The following is a 14,112-nucleotide window of genomic DNA, read 5'->3' as shown; positions in this document are numbered from 1 at the left end:
TGAAACCGTAAACTTCGCAGCAGAAATGTTCGAAGGAACAATAACAGACCTAATCCCACCGAAGAAAAGGAAGTGAATCAAAAGGGGCGCCGATTTGGCGCCCCTTTTTCTGTCGGCTTAGCCGTAGCTCGACACAGCCGTCCCAGCGAGTGCGGCGATGTTCAGCAAACCGCGCACCGTGATCGATGGCGTCACGATGTGGGCGCGGTTGCCCATCCCCATTAAGATTGGTCCGACTTCCAGACCGTTTGCCACGGATTTCAATATGTTACGCGTCGCGCCAGCGGCGTCGGTGTTTGAGTACACCAGAACATTCGCCTTGCCCGTCAGACGCCCGCCGGGGAACAGCCGCTCGCGCAGGTTCGGGTCAAGTGCGGCGTCAGTGTGCATCTCACCCTCATATTCGAAATCGAGGGTTTGTTGATCCAGAACATCCAACGCACCGCGCATTGCGCGCCCGGACGGGCTGTCGAGGTTGCCGAACTGCGACCCCGAACACAGCGCGACCTTGGGATCGACCCCGAAGCGGCGGACGTGGCGGGCGGCAGCGATCACCGTTTCGGCAAGCTCCTCGCCCGTTGGCTGGATGTGAACGTGAGTGTCCGCGACAAACAGCGCCCCCTGATCGAGGATGATCAGCGACAGCGCCCCGACCGGATGCAAATCCTTGTTCGCGAGAACCTGCGTGACGTAATTCAGATGCCAGCGATATTCACCGACGGTCCCGCAAATCACGCTATCCGCATCGCCCCGTTCAACGGCAATCGCCGCAATCGCCGTGTTGTTCGTGCGCATCACGGCCTTCGCGGTGTCTGGCGTCACGCCGCGGCGACGCATGATCCCGTAATATTCGTTCCAGTAATCGCGGAACCGGTCGTCGCTTTCGGGGTTCACCAGTTCAAAATCTTTGCCGGGGCGGATTTTCAGCCCGGCCCGTTCGATCCGTGTTTCGACAACCTCGGGACGGCCAATCAAAACGGGGGTGTCCACGGTTTCCTCTGTCATGGCCTGCGCGGCGCGGAGCACGTTTTCGTTTTCCCCCTCGGCAAACACGATGCGGCGCTGCGCGGTGCGGGCCGCTTCGAACACCGGGCGCATGATGAGGGACGAGCGGAACACCTGCGCCTGCAAGCGGGCGCGGTAGGCTTTGAGATCAATCTCTTTCGTTGCGACGCCGGATTTCATCGCAGCTTCGGCCACGGCCACCGCGATGGTGGGCAAAAGGCGCGGATCGAACGGCTTCGGGATCAGGTAGTCCGGGCCGAAGGACAGGCGTTCGCCCTGGTAGGCGACGCCGACCTCCGCGGATGTCGTTTCCCGCGCGAGGCCTGCAATCGCCTCGACACAGGCGAGCTTCATTTCGTCGTTGATTTCCGTGGCCCCGACATCAAGCGCGCCGCGGAAGATGAACGGGAAACACAGCACGTTGTTCACTTGGTTCGGATAGTCCGACCGCCCGGTCGCGATCAGGGCACCGGGGGCGGCGGCGCGGGCCTCCTCCGGCATAATCTCGGGGGTCGGGTTGGCAAGCGCAAAGATGATCGGATCTTTTGCCATCTTCTCAACCATCTCGCGCGTCAAAAGGCCGGGGCCGGAGACACCAAGGAACAGATCGGCACCCTCCATCGCGTCGTCCGTCGTCCGCATTTCGGTGTCGCGGGCGAATTCGGCCTTTTCCGGTGTGAGGTTGTTGCGGGCGGTGTGCACCACGCCCTTGCTGTCGAGCATCGTGATGTTTTCACGCTTTACGCCCATCACCATCAGCATTTTCAGGCAGGCAATCCCCGCCGCACCTGCTCCGAGGGCCACGACCTTGATATCTTCGATCTTCTTATCGGCCACGCGCAGCGCGTTTGACGCCGCAGCGGCGGCCACGATTGCGGTGCCGTGCTGATCGTCGTGAAACACCGGGATGTTCATTTTTTCGCGACACAGGCGTTCGACAAGGAAACAGTCGGGGGCCTTGATATCTTCCAGATTGACCGCGCCGAAGGTCGGTTCAAGCTTGATCACAAGCTCTGCCAGTTTTTCGGGGTCGGGTTCGTTCACTTCGATGTCAAAGCAATCGATGCCGGCGAATTTTTTGAACAGAACCGCCTTGCCTTCCATCACGGGTTTTGAGGCGAGTGCGCCGATATCGCCCAGCCCCAGAACAGCCGTGCCGTTTGAAATCACCGCGACCAGATTGCCCTTGGCGGTATAGCGCGTCGCGTCGGCGGCGGTCTTTTCGATTTCCAAACAGGCATCCGCCACGCCGGGGCTATAGGCGCGGGACAGGTCGCGGCCGGTCGCCATCGGCTTCGTGGCCCGGATTTCGAGTTTTCCGGGTTTCGGAAACTCATGATAGTGCAGGGCCTCTTGGCGGGCGTTTGTTGGTTTCTGGCCATCATCCGGCATAAAATGTCCCTTTCAGTAGATATTTATCATCCGCAGTATAAAACGCAGAGCGGGTGTCCACTCTGCGTCAAAACCGCTTAGAATGTCAGCTTTTTTCTGGGATTGCATCACGCTTGACGCTGATCCTCAAAAATCGACGTTAAGCGCCACGCCTTTTTCGATTGCAAGGTCAACGACCGAGGACGCAACCGCCAGATCCTGCAACCCAACGCCCGTGCCGTCGAACAACGTCACCTCATCGTCCGCGCTGCGGCCTGCGTGGTCGCCGTTGATGACCGCGCCAAGCTCCGCGATGTCCGCTTCGGCCAGCGATCCGTCCGTGATGGCGTGCTGGCATTCGCCGATGGTGATCGATTGCGCGATCTCATCGGTGAAAACGGTGGCGCGCGCGACAAGCGCTGCGTCGACTTCCTGCTTGCCCTTGGTGTCTGTGCCCATGCAGGCGATATGCGTGCCGGGTTTGACCTGGGTGTCATTCAGGATCGCATCGAACGACGATGTGATCGTGACGATCACGTCCGCCTGCGTGCCCAGTTCATCAAGGCTGACGCTTTCGAAAGGCAGGCCGAGCTTTTTCGCGGTCTCTTCCAATGACGCCAGTTTTTCGGGTGTGCGGTTCCACGCGACGACACGTTCGAAATCGCGCTGCTCTGCAACCGCTTCAAGCTGGAACGTGGCCTGATGGCCCGCGCCGACGATTCCCAGAACTTTGCTGTCCTGCCGGGCAAGATGCGCGACGGAAACAGCGGCAGCAGACGCGGTGCGCAGCGCTGTCAGAAGGTTGCCGCCCACGACGGCGCGGACCTTGCCGGTGTCCGCATCGAACAGAAAAATCGTCGATTGGTGATTGGTCAGCCCCTTGTCTGCGTTTCCGGGCCAATAGCCACCGGATTTCAGCCCAAGGTTCAGCGCGGCCCGATCAAAGCCCGACTTAAAGCCGTAAAGCGCATCGGCGTGGCCAATTGCTTCGCGGATGACGGGGAAGTTATAGGCCGTCCGCTTTGACATTGAGGCAAAGACCTTTTTAATCGCGTCAAAGCTGTCTTTGCGCGTCATCAGGCCAGAGATTTCTTTTTCGGGAACGATAATCATCGGTGATCTTTCATTTGCCAAAAGAAACGGGGTCAGGACGCACCCGACCCCGCCAAGTTCGGGTTTGAATTAGTAGGCTTTGCCGCGGGCTGACACAGGCCAGAGCTTTTCGACCTTTCCGTTGCGAACGCCCACATACCAGTCGTGGACGTTGCAGGTCGGATCGCAGTGACCCGGCACAAGGCGCAGCTTGTCGTTGACCTTGAGAACTCCGTCAGGGTCAGCCACAACGCCGTGTTCGTCCGAGCACTTGATGTATTCCACATCGTCGCGGCCGTAGATGAAGGGCAGGCCGCTATCGACCGACTGCGCTTTCAGGCCAGCATCGACGATGGCCTTGTCGGCCTTTGCGTGGCTCATCACGCTGGTCAGGATGAACAGCGCGTTTTCCCATTCGCCCTGGTCAATCCGGTTGCCGTCTTTGTCGAGGATGCGGCCATAGTCGGCGTCCATAAACGCATACGACCCGCACTGAAGTTCGTTATAAACGCCAGAGTTGCTTTCGAAATAGTAGCTGCCCGTGCCGCCACCCGAAACCAGTTCCGGTTCCAACCCTTCGGCTTTCAGGCCGTCCACAGCATCCTTAACCTGCGCAATTGCGGCGTTCAGCTTGGCCTCGCGGTCCTCGTAGCTGTCCATGTGCTGCATCGCGCCCTGATAGGCTTGGATGCCGGAGAATTTCAGCCCGTCCGCCGCGTCAATCGCCTTGGCGATTTCAACAACCGCTTCGGTTGTCGTCACTCCGCACCGGCCCGCGCCGCAGTCGATTTCGATGAAGCATTCAAGCTCGGTCCCATGTTTCTGGGCCGCGGCGGACAGGTCCGCGACGTTTTCAACATCATCGACACACACGATGATTTTCGACCCGAGCTTGGGCAGCTTCGCCAGACGGTCGATCTTCGCCGGATCGCGCACCTGGTTCGACACCAGCACATCCTTGATGCCGCCGCGCACGAAAACTTCGGCCTCGCTGACTTTCTGACAGCAGACGCCAACCGCGCCGCCAAGTTCTTCCTGCAACTTTTGCACGTCCACGGATTTGTGCATCTTGCCGTGTGACCGGTGACGCATCCCGTGGGCCTTGGCGTAATCGCCCATCTTCTTCACGTTACGCTCAAGCGCGTCGAGGTCGAGGATCAGGCAGGGGGTTTGAATGTCGGCTTCGTCCATACCCGGCAGCGCGGGCACGTCATAGCCGACTTCAAGGTTGTCGAAATTTGTTGGGGCGTTCATGGTCTTGTCTCCCTCATTGATACCAAGGCAGCTTGTCGAGATCGACATTGCCGCCGGTGATGATGATGCCCACACGCTTGCCTTTAAACGTGTCGGGATTTTTCAGAATGGTGGCCAGCGGCACCGCCGAGGACGGCTCCATAACCACGCGAAGGTGTTTCCAGATCAGCTTCATCGCGTCGATAATCTCGGGGTCCGACGCGGTGTAGATGTCGGACACATGGTTTGACACGAAGTGCCACGTCAGATCCTTCAGCGGCACCAGCAGCCCATCGGCGATGGTCTTGGGCGCATCATCTGCGATGATATGCCCGGCCTTGAAGCTGCGATAGGCGTCGTCGGCCTGTTCCGGTTCAGCCGCGATGATCTTGGTTTCCGGCGCGAGGTTCGACAGCGTCAGGCAAGTGCCCGAGATCATACCGCCGCCGCCGATTGGTGCGACCACGAAATCCAGTCCGTCGACCTGCTCAATCAGTTCTTTCGAACAGGTGCCTTGCCCTGCGATCACGCGCGGGTCGTTGTAGGGGTGGACAAAATCGCCGCCGGTTTCCGCTTGCACCTTGGCAAAGGTTTCTTCCCGCGAACTGGTGGACGGCTCACACTCGGTGATCTTGCCACCATAGCGGCGCACGGTGTCTTTCTTGGCCTGTGGCGCGGTGCGCGGCATAACCACGTTACAAGGAATCCCCCGCTTCATCGCCGCGTAGCTTAGGCACGAGGCATGATTGCCCGATGAATGGGTGGCCACGCCCGTTTTCGCCTGTTCGTCATCCAGCCCAAACACCGCGTTGGAGGCACCGCGCACCTTAAAGGCGCCCGGTTCCTGGAAGTTTTCGCATTTGAAGAACAGCTCCGCCCCGGTCAGTTCGTTCAGATAATCCGAGGTCCGAACAGGTGTCTTGCGGATATACGGTTTGATCCGCTCATGCGCGGCAAGCATGTCATCAAGTGTCGGGATATACATTTCGCCATCCTTCATCATGCGGCGGCGGTTTTGGCGGCTGCGGACACGTGGCGGTAGTATTCCTGCGCCGCCGCAACACCAGAACCGAGCTTGATATCAAGCCCAAGATCGACCATCACCATTTCCGCAACACCAAGACCGGACAGCATCATCGCGTCGGTCAAGCTGCCGAGGTGACCGATGCGGAACACCTTGCCCGCAACTTCGCCCAAGCCCACACCGAACGCCATACCATATTTATCGGCGGCACGGCTCACGATGTCAGTCGCGTTGAACCCTTCGGGCGTGCGGATCGCCGAGACGGAGTCGGAATAAACGTCCGGCGATACGGCGCAAAGCTCAAGCCCCCAAGCCGATACAGCGTGGCGCACGCCTTCGGCAATTCGGTGGTGGCGGGCAAAGACGTTCTCCAAGCCTTCGTCAAGGATCATGTCGAGCGACAGTTTCAACCCGTTCATCAGCCCAACCGGCGGTGTGTAGGGGAACGCGTTGTTGGCATAGCCTTTCGCCATATCGTTGATGTCAAAGAATGTGCGGGGCAGGTCCGAAGACTCTGTCGCTTTCATCGCTTTTTCGCTGAAACCGACGATGGCGAGACCTGCGGGCAGCATAAAGCCCTTTTGCGATCCAGTGACGGCAACATCGACGCCCCATTCGTCCATCCGGAAATCCATCGACCCGATGGAGCTTACGCCATCAACGAACAGCAGCGCCGGGTGGCCTGCCGCGTCCAGCGCACGCCGAACCGCGGCGATATCGGATTTCACGCCGGTCGCCGTTTCGTTGTGCGTGGCAAGAACGACCTTGATCGTGTGATCGGCGTCGGCCTTCAGGATTTCTTCGTATTTGCCGGCGGGCAGGCCTTCGCCCCACGGTGTTTCGACAACCTGAACGTCAAGCCCGTGCCGCTGGCACATGTCGATCCAGCGGTGGCTGAACATGCCGTTGCGCGCCGCAAGAACCTTGTCACCAGCGGACAGAGTATTCGTCAGCGCCGTTTCCCAGCCGCCCGTGCCGGTCGACGGAAAGATAAAGATGTGCGCGGAGTCGGATTTCAGAACCTTGCGAACGCCTTCAAGGCACGGATGCAGGATCTTGCCGAACACCGGCGAACGGTGGTCGATCGTCGGCATGTAACACGCTTGGCGAATGGCCTCCGGCATGTTGGTCGGTCCGGGGATGAATACTGGGTTCTGAAAGCTCATGTCGCGCCCTCCTTTTGGGATGTCTCAGGCAACTTACCGGGAACCAAACTGCCGTGCAATTTTTTTGAAAAACAATTTCATTAGATAAAAAATATGATTTATATATTCAAAATCAGTGGGTTGAATTTTTCGTTGTGTGAAATCTATTTTCGTAATTAACCTAAGAAACCTGATTGAAGAACCTGAAGGTAAGCGAAATGCCCCCATCAAATCGCCTGCGTGGCCGACCCCGTGGAACGACGGCGCAGGGTGGTCAAACCACGATTCAATCGCTGGACCGGGCGCTCGATGTGCTCGACACGCTCGCATCAAGCGGTGGGCTGGCGCTGTCGGAGCTGGCGACGCAACTCGATCAGTCACCATCGACGCTTTACCGGGTTCTAGTCACGCTTGAGGCGCGCGATGTCGTGGAAATCGACCCGACGGCCCAGACCTGGCATATCGGTGCGGCGGCGTTCCGGCTTGGCTCCGCCTTTCTGCGGCGGATGAATGTTGTGGAACGCAGCCGACCCGTGATGCGGGCATTGATGGAAGAAACCGGCGAAACCGCGAACCTTGGAGTCGAAAAGTCGGGGATGGTGGTTTTTGTCAGCCAAGTCGAGACCCCCGAAACCATCCGGGCATTCTTCCCGCCCGGAACGCTGTCGGAAATGCACGCATCCGGCATCGGGAAGGCATTGCTAAGCCGGTATTCCGACCGTCGCCTTGCGTCTTATCTGCGGAACCATCCGCTGGAGCGGTTCACCGAAAACACGATCACCGACGAAGCCGCGCTGCGGGCGGAACTTGGCCGGATACGCGACGCCGGGTATTCGCACGACGACGAAGAACGCACGGCGGGTATGCGGTGCATCGCAGCCCCGGTCATCGACATTCACGGAGAGGCAGTCGCCGGAATCTCAGTCTCCGGCCCGACCAATCGGATGAGCGAAGGCAATATCGACGAGGTCAGCGCGAAGGTGTGCGAGGCTGCGCACGCATTGTCCCGCAGCCTCGGCGCACCGGTGGCGTAAACTACTCCGCCGCTTTCCTATGCGATGAAAGCGCGCCCGCTGATTGCGCACCGCTCAGCTTCATGTGGCGGTTCACATCCTTGTAGAGCAGATAGCGGAACGGCCCCGGCCCACCCGCATAGCACGCCTGCGGGCAGAATGCGCGAAGCCACATGTAATCGCCTGCTTCAACCTCGACCCAATCCTGATTAAGCCGATAGACCGCTTTGCCTTCTAGAACGTAAAGCCCGTGCTCCATCACATGGGTTTCGGCAAACGGAATGACGCCGCCCGGCTGGAACGTCACGACCGTGACGTGCATATCGTGGCGCAAGTCTTCGGGGTCGACAAACCGCGTGGTCGCCCAGACGCCATTTGTGTCAGGCATCGGTGTCGGCGGCACGTCGGCTTCGTTTGTTACAATCACGTCGGGCAGGGGCAGGCCATCGACAGCCTCGTAGGATTTCCTGATCCAGTGGAATCGGGTCACGGCGTCCGATGTGTTTTGCAGCGACCAGTTCGACGATGGCGGGATATAGGCGTATCCGCCGGGTGCCATGTCGTAGCTTTGGCCCTCAACCTCCAAGGTGAATGCGCCCTCGACGACGAACAGCACACCCTCGGCCCCCGGATCGAGTTCGGGGCGATTGCTGCCGCCGCCGGGCTGAACTTCCATGATGTATTGGGAAAACGTTTCCGCAAACCCGGAAAGAGGGCGCGACAGAACCCAAAGGCGGGTCTTGTCCCAGAACGGCAGAAAGCTTGTGACGATGTCGCTGAACGTGCCCTTCGGAATGACGGCGTAGGCGTCCGTGAATACGGCCCTGTCGGTCAACAACTGGGTTTGCGGCGGTAGCCCGCCTTCAGGGGCGTAGTAACTGTTCGTCATAACACGGCCTTCCGAATTGGAGCACTGGGATACTGCTATCAAACCGCTCTGCGCCGTATTTTCCAATGCTTTTCAGGGCATCTACAGCATGAAGCAATGCCTTGAAAAATTTGAAAATCGGCAGATGCTCTTCGCTTTTCCCTTGGATTTGCCGTCAATCCAGACGATGTGCAAGCCGTCGCAGCATTTCCAGACATTGCTCAAGCTGGTCGAGCGCGATGAACTCATCCGGTTTGTGGGCCTGTTCAATCGACCCCGGACCACAGACCACGACGGACATACCCATCGCCTGAAAAATCCCGGCCTCGGTGCCGAACGGCACAACATCCGCTTGGTTCGATCCGGTCAAGGCCGACACGATTTCAAACGCCTCATTGTCGTCAACAGGTTCTAAACCTGCAACATCGCCTAGGGCTTCGGTGGTGATGGAAGAGCCTGGATGGACCGCCCGCATCGCGGGCAGAAGGACATCGTTACAATAGGCGTTCAGGTCATCGTGGACGAAGGCCGCGTCGGACTTCTGAACCGGGCGCATGTCCCATTCCACTTCGGCTTTCCCGGCGATCACGTTATGGGCCACGCCGCCGATCACGCTGCCGACATTGATTGAGGTCCAAGGCGGCACAAACCGGCTGCCGGGCGGAGTGCGGGCCTTCAGCGCCTCCCGAAGTTCAAGCAAGCGGCTGACATAGCGGGTCGCGTATTCAACCGCGTTGACGCCAAGGTCAGGGTTTGCTCCATGCCCCTCCAGCCCGGTGAAATGCGTTGTGTATTCGCAGCAACCCTTGTGGCCTTCGATAATCCTCATGCTGGTCGGCTCACCAATAATCGTGACGCCGGGTCGGATATCGCGCTTGCGCAGTTCTTCGACAAGCGCTTGCGCGCCGATGCAGCCGACTTCCTCATCATGGGTGAAGGCGAAGTGGATCGGGCGGCTTCCGGCGGCTTCGGCGAAGGTTGGCGCCATTGCGACGGCCGCGGCGATAAACCCCTTCATGTCACAGGTGCCGCGCCCGAACAGCAGTTGGTCCCGCTCCACCATTTCGAATGGATCGCTTGTCCAATCCTGATCGGCCACCGGCACCACGTCCGTATGTCCCGACAGCACGATGCCGCCATCCACGTCCGGGCCGATGGTTGCGAACAGGTTGGCCTTGGTGCCAGATGGGTCGCCAAAAACCTCGACCCGCGCACCGGCCTCGGTCAGTCGGGCGGAGAGATAGTCGATCATCGCCAGATTGCTGTCGGAAGAAATCGTGGGGAACGAGATCAGGTCGTTCAGGATGCGCTTCGTGTGCTCGAGGTCAGTCATATCAGGGTTTCACAAACAGTTTTCGGGGCACGTTGCAAAAGGTTTCGGCCGGGCCGGAGTCGCGGATCAGGATGCTTTCGGTGATTTCCATGCCCCAATTGTCCATCCACAGACCCGGCATGAAATGGAACGTCATCCCGGCTTGCAAAACGCTTTCGTCGTTCGGGCGCAGCGAAATCGTCCGTTCCCCCCAATCGGGTGGGTAGCTAAGGCCGATGGGATAGCCGCAACGCGCGCCCCGTTCGATCCCCGCCTTGTCCATCGACGCGCCAAGTGCGTTTGCGATGTCGCAGGCCCGGTTGCCCGCGCGGGCGGCGTCAAGGCCAGCCTCCAGCCCTTCGATCAGCGCGGCCTCAGCCCGTTTCAGGTAGTCGGGTGGCGTGCCAAGAAAGACGCTACGCGACAGTGGGCAATGATAGCGCCGGTAACAACCCGACAGTTCAAAGAACGTCGCTTCGCCCGCCTTCATGACGTCTCCGTTCCACGTCAGGTGCGGCGCGGCGGCATCCGTGCCGCTAGGCATCAGGGGCACGATGGCGGGGTAGTCGCCCCAATCTTCGCCGACGCCCCGGATCGCCTCGGCGTAAATTTCCGCGGCGAGGTCATTCTTGCGGATACCGGGCGCGGCGCGTTCAATCGCGAGGGTTGAGATTTTCTCTGAGATCGCCGCGGCCTTCCGCATGAAGGCCAACTCTTCCTCCGATTTCACTGTCCGTTCCCAATTCACGAGCGCGGTCGCGTCCCTGAAGGTCGCCGCCGGCAAGTGTTCGACCAATGTCGTGTGTGCCTTGGCGGAGAAATAGTAGTTGTCCATCTCAACGCCGATATTTGCACGTTCCCATCCCCGGTCTTTCAGCAGCGTGGCAAGATGTTCCATCGGGTGAAATTCGGTCGACTGCACGTAGTGATCCGGGTAGGCCGCAACGCCAACGCGATCGACGTCCACGGTCCGCACCGCACCGTTTGAATCCTGCATTCTCCCCCACCAAAACGGCGTGCCCTCAAGCGGCAGGATAACTGCCTGATGCACGTAGAACGACCAGCCGTCATAGCCCGTCAGCCACGCTTGGTTCGACGGGTCGGTGGCGATCAGAACATCGATTCCCGTGCGGTTCATCGCAGCGCGGGTCTTTGCGATACGCCGGTCGTATTCGGCGGGGCTGAAGGGTGTGTTTGACGCGCTCAATCCTGATCCTCCTCACGCAGATCGACGCCGGTGGCGTTCAACGGATGGACACTGGCGGACAATGCAATCACAGGTCAAACGAAAATTGGCGTCGGGACAAAAGGGTGGGGATGGAAGCCCCGCCCGATTCGTCCTATGCCTGCGATATGCAACACGAAGGGAAGGGGAGCACGCGATGCTGAAGAACGATCAACTCGACCAATGGGACCGCGAGAATTTCTTTCATCCCTCGACCCATCTTGCGCAACATGCCCGTGGCGAAAGCCCGACCCGGATCGTGACCGGTGGGTCCGGTTGCCATATCGAGGATCGCGACGGGAACCGATTGCTCGACGCGTTCGCTGGGCTTTATTGCGTGAATGTCGGCTATGGCCGGGAAGAGATCGCAGACGCCATCGCGGCGCAAGCGAAAGAACTCGCCTACTACCATTCCTATGTCGGTCACGGAACGGAAGCGTCGATCAAGCTGTCAAAGATGATCCTTGATCGCGCGCCAGAGGGGATGTCGAAAGTCTATTTCGGCCTTGGCGGGTCCGATGCGAATGAAACGAACGTCAAGCTGATCTGGTATTACAACAACATCCTTGGCCGACCGGAAAAGAAGAAGATCATCAGCCGCTGGCGCGGGTATCACGGGTCTGGTCTGGTGACGGGTTCTTTGACCGGGTTGGAGCTATTTCACAAGAAATTCGACCTGCCGCTCGCCCAAGTCATTCACACCGACGCGCCATATTACTTCCGTCGGCCTGACGCTGATATGTCAGAGGAACAGTTCACCGGCCATTTGGTCGCGGAGCTGGAAGCGCTCATTGATCGCGAAGGGGCGGACACAATCGCGGCCTTCATCGGCGAACCGGTGCTGGGCACAGGGGGCATCGTGCCGCCGCCCGCTGGATATTGGGAGGCGGTTCAGGCGGTCCTGAAAAAACATGACATCCTGCTTGTCGCTGATGAGGTTGTGACGGGTTTCGGTCGCCTTGGCACGATGTTCGGATCGGATCACTACAGCATCAAGCCGGATCTGATCACCATTGCGAAGGGTTTGACGTCTGCCTACGCACCGCTTTCCGGGTCAATCGTAGGTGACAAGATGTGGAAGGTGCTGGAGCAGGGGACAGATGAAAACGGACCCATCGGCCATGGCTGGACATACTCGGCCCACCCAATCGGCGCGGCGGCAGGGATCGCAAACCTGAAGCTGATCGACGATCTGAACCTCGTCCAGAACGCGGGCGAGGTCGGTGCGCATCTGAACGCTGCGATGAAGGACGCGCTGGGCGACCACCCGCATGTCGGTGATATCCGGGGCGACGGGATGCTATGCGCCGTCGAGTTCGTGAAGGATCGCGAAAGCCGCGCGTTTTTCGACGCGTCCGAAAAGATCGGCCCGCAGGTCGCAGCCGCGTTGCTGTCGGAAGGCGTAATCGGCCGGGCGATGCCGCAAGGTGACATCCTTGGGTTTGCCCCGCCTTTCTGCCTGACCAAACCCGAGGCGGAAGAGGTCGCGCAGAAAACGGCCAAAGCCGTCGCGTCGGTGCTGGGATAAAGGTGCGGCGGCGATCCGGCACGCCACACCGATCAGATTTTCAGGAACGGCTGCAACATCCGTGGCATCAGGCTGTTGAACCTCAACGGCGCGTCGGTCGCGGCGAGGCAGATGCACGGCCCTTCGCGCCCTGCGACGGGGGTGTGCTCGACCTCCTGATCTGCGACCTCCAGATCACCAACGCCGAACGAGCCATCCTCATCGCTAAAGCTGCCTTGCAGAACCAGCGTTAGTTCCATGCCCCGGTGCCCGTGATCCGGGACCGCCTGACCGGCAGGGATATAAAGCAGCCGCAAGTTGCCACCCCGCCCGCTGCTCAGGATCGACTGTTTCGCGCCAAGGCCCACGGACCGCCATTTGGGAGGCTTGCCGTTCAGCACCTTGGCAAGTGGGCTTGGGTATATGTCAAACCCCTGCGGCACCTTGATCGGGCGTTCGGGTCGGTCAATCTCAGCCATCAGCCGGGATTTTGCGGTTGGCGAAACCACCTCTGACGGGAGGGTGTCCAGAACCGCGCCGCCCATCGCCAGATGAGCCTCATAACGCGCACGACATTCGGCGCACAGTGATATATGCGTCGCCAGAACAACCGCATAGGGCTGTTGCAGCGACCCCGACACATAGGCCGCGATCAACGGGTCGGGGATGTGATGTTTGATGTCAGTCATGGCTTCGTATCTCTTTCAATTCGTGCCTTAGCCGGGTCAGCCCCAAACGTATTCTGCTTTTGATCGTTCCCAGCGGCACCCCGGTGACGGATTTGATCTCTTGATGGGTCAACTCGCCCAAATAGGCCTTTTCAACCATCTCTCGCTGCTTGTCGGGCAACGATTGAAGTGCGCTACGCAGGCGCTGGGCTTCTTGTTCAAGGGCGACGATCTGCCCCGCATCGTCTTGTTCATTCGGGTCGATCGCCAACTCCTCGGGCACCGGGCGGCTTTCTTTTCGCGCGATGTCAATCTGACGGTTGCGCGCGATCTGATAGATCCACGACGACACCTGCGCGCGGTGCGGGTCGAAAGACGCGGCCTTGCGCCACACGGAAAGAAAGGCGTCTTGCACAATCTCCTCCGCCAAATCAGGCCGCGCCCCACCGCGCATCGCCATCCCTTTCAGCCGCGGCGCGTAGTGGTCGAACAGCCGTGCGAATGCAGCTTTGTCGCGCTGGTCACGTACCGCCAGCATCCAGACTGTCTGCTCTGAAAGCTTATCCTTCTCAGGTTTATTTACCAAAACGCCGTCACGCCCCTTACCCAATATCGCCGCCGAATTTGCCACGCTCTGCTGACGTTTCGT

At 59.5% G+C, this 14,112-nt stretch carries 12 protein-coding genes; 2 read left to right on the top strand and 10 right to left on the bottom strand.

What is annotated here, in order from left to right; all coding sequences use genetic code 11:
* Positions 1–117 precede the first annotated feature (117 nt).
* The 5 genes from ACEWPJ_RS13175 to bhcA all read right to left on the bottom strand — a co-directional run bounded on the left by ACEWPJ_RS13175 (position 118) and on the right by bhcA (position 6,891).
* On the bottom strand, positions 118–2,397 hold the full coding sequence (locus tag ACEWPJ_RS13175; protein ID WP_416513561.1) for an NADP-dependent malic enzyme: 2,280 nt from the start codon (positions 2,395–2,397) through the stop codon (positions 118–120).
* A gap of 126 nt (positions 2,398–2,523) precedes the next feature.
* Complete coding sequence (gene bhcD, locus ACEWPJ_RS13170) at positions 2,524–3,489, bottom strand: iminosuccinate reductase BhcD (protein WP_416513560.1); 966 nt, start codon at positions 3,487–3,489, stop codon at positions 2,524–2,526.
* Positions 3,490–3,558: 69 nt separating this feature from the next.
* Positions 3,559–4,722 carry a 3-hydroxy-D-aspartate aldolase BhcC gene (bhcC, locus tag ACEWPJ_RS13165; RefSeq protein WP_416513559.1) on the bottom strand — a complete coding sequence of 388 codons (1,164 nt, stop codon included), beginning with the start codon at positions 4,720–4,722 and terminating at the stop codon, positions 3,559–3,561.
* Between the two features lie 13 nt (positions 4,723–4,735).
* A complete protein-coding gene (gene bhcB, locus ACEWPJ_RS13160; protein WP_416513558.1) occupies positions 4,736–5,701 on the bottom strand; it encodes a beta-hydroxyaspartate dehydratase BhcB in 966 nt (321 codons plus the stop codon).
* Complete coding sequence (bhcA, locus tag ACEWPJ_RS13155; RefSeq protein WP_416513557.1) at positions 5,701–6,891, bottom strand: L-aspartate--glyoxylate aminotransferase BhcA; 1,191 nt, start codon at positions 6,889–6,891, stop codon at positions 5,701–5,703. The genes bhcB and bhcA overlap by 1 nt, the downstream gene beginning before the upstream one ends.
* A gap of 197 nt (positions 6,892–7,088) precedes the next feature.
* On the opposite strand from bhcA, the gene bhcR reads away from it, so the two are divergent.
* Positions 7,089–7,904: an HTH-type transcriptional regulator BhcR gene (gene bhcR / locus ACEWPJ_RS13150; RefSeq protein ID WP_416513556.1), complete on the top strand. Its 816-nt coding sequence runs from the start codon at positions 7,089–7,091 to the stop codon at positions 7,902–7,904.
* Between the two features lies 1 nt (position 7,905).
* Here the strand turns inward: bhcR and ACEWPJ_RS13145 are convergent, their stop codons facing one another.
* The 3 genes from ACEWPJ_RS13145 to ACEWPJ_RS13135 form a co-directional block, all read right to left on the bottom strand.
* Positions 7,906–8,772: a bifunctional allantoicase/(S)-ureidoglycine aminohydrolase gene (locus tag ACEWPJ_RS13145; RefSeq protein WP_416513555.1), complete on the bottom strand. Its 867-nt coding sequence runs from the start codon at positions 8,770–8,772 to the stop codon at positions 7,906–7,908.
* A gap of 154 nt (positions 8,773–8,926) precedes the next feature.
* The gene (argE, locus tag ACEWPJ_RS13140) at positions 8,927–10,084 is read right to left on the bottom strand and encodes an acetylornithine deacetylase (protein ID WP_416513554.1); all 1,158 of its coding nucleotides are present in this window, start codon (positions 10,082–10,084) and stop codon (positions 8,927–8,929) included.
* A 1-nt stretch (position 10,085) separates the two neighbouring features.
* Entirely contained in the window at positions 10,086–11,270 is a 1,185-nt protein-coding gene (locus ACEWPJ_RS13135; RefSeq protein WP_416513553.1) for a M24 family metallopeptidase, read from the bottom strand.
* Between the two features lie 175 nt (positions 11,271–11,445).
* Between ACEWPJ_RS13135 and ACEWPJ_RS13130 the strand changes: the two genes are divergently transcribed.
* Positions 11,446–12,816: an aspartate aminotransferase family protein gene (locus ACEWPJ_RS13130; protein ID WP_416513552.1), complete on the top strand. Its 1,371-nt coding sequence runs from the start codon at positions 11,446–11,448 to the stop codon at positions 12,814–12,816.
* Positions 12,817–12,848: 32 nt separating this feature from the next.
* Here the strand turns inward: ACEWPJ_RS13130 and ACEWPJ_RS13125 are convergent, their stop codons facing one another.
* Both ACEWPJ_RS13125 and ACEWPJ_RS13120 read right to left on the bottom strand, forming a co-directional pair.
* Positions 12,849–13,484, bottom strand: coding sequence for a ChrR family anti-sigma-E factor (locus tag ACEWPJ_RS13125; RefSeq protein ID WP_416513551.1), 636 nt, complete (start codon positions 13,482–13,484; stop codon positions 12,849–12,851).
* On the bottom strand, positions 13,477–14,001 hold the full coding sequence (locus ACEWPJ_RS13120) for a sigma-70 family RNA polymerase sigma factor (protein ID WP_416513550.1): 525 nt from the start codon (positions 13,999–14,001) through the stop codon (positions 13,477–13,479). The genes ACEWPJ_RS13125 and ACEWPJ_RS13120 overlap by 8 nt, the downstream gene beginning before the upstream one ends.
* Positions 14,002–14,112 lie beyond the last annotated feature (111 nt).

The sequence above is a fragment of the Aliiroseovarius sp. YM-037 genome, assembly GCF_048060095.1.
Taxonomy (GTDB): Bacteria; Pseudomonadota; Alphaproteobacteria; order Rhodobacterales; family Rhodobacteraceae; genus JBLUOA01.
Note: the sequence above shows the minus strand (reverse complement) of the source record. Positions and strands in the feature narration are given on the sequence as shown.

Coding starts and splice junctions, on each gene's coding strand:
- ACEWPJ_RS13175 (WP_416513561.1), bottom strand. CDS start 2,397: ATGCCGGATGATGGCCAGAAACCAACAAACGCCCGCCAAGAGGCCCTG.
- bhcD (WP_416513560.1), bottom strand. CDS start 3,489: ATGATTATCGTTCCCGAAAAAGAAATCTCTGGCCTGATGACGCGCAAA.
- bhcC (WP_416513559.1), bottom strand. CDS start 4,722: ATGAACGCCCCAACAAATTTCGACAACCTTGAAGTCGGCTATGACGTG.
- bhcB (WP_416513558.1), bottom strand. CDS start 5,701: ATGAAGGATGGCGAAATGTATATCCCGACACTTGATGACATGCTTGCC.
- bhcA (WP_416513557.1), bottom strand. CDS start 6,891: ATGAGCTTTCAGAACCCAGTATTCATCCCCGGACCGACCAACATGCCG.
- bhcR (WP_416513556.1), top strand. CDS start 7,089: ATGCCCCCATCAAATCGCCTGCGTGGCCGACCCCGTGGAACGACGGCG.
- ACEWPJ_RS13145 (WP_416513555.1), bottom strand. CDS start 8,772: ATGACGAACAGTTACTACGCCCCTGAAGGCGGGCTACCGCCGCAAACC.
- argE (WP_416513554.1), bottom strand. CDS start 10,084: ATGACTGACCTCGAGCACACGAAGCGCATCCTGAACGACCTGATCTCG.
- ACEWPJ_RS13130 (WP_416513552.1), top strand. CDS start 11,446: ATGCTGAAGAACGATCAACTCGACCAATGGGACCGCGAGAATTTCTTT.
- ACEWPJ_RS13125 (WP_416513551.1), bottom strand. CDS start 13,484: ATGACTGACATCAAACATCACATCCCCGACCCGTTGATCGCGGCCTAT.
- ACEWPJ_RS13120 (WP_416513550.1), bottom strand. CDS start 14,001: ATGCTGGCGGTACGTGACCAGCGCGACAAAGCTGCATTCGCACGGCTG.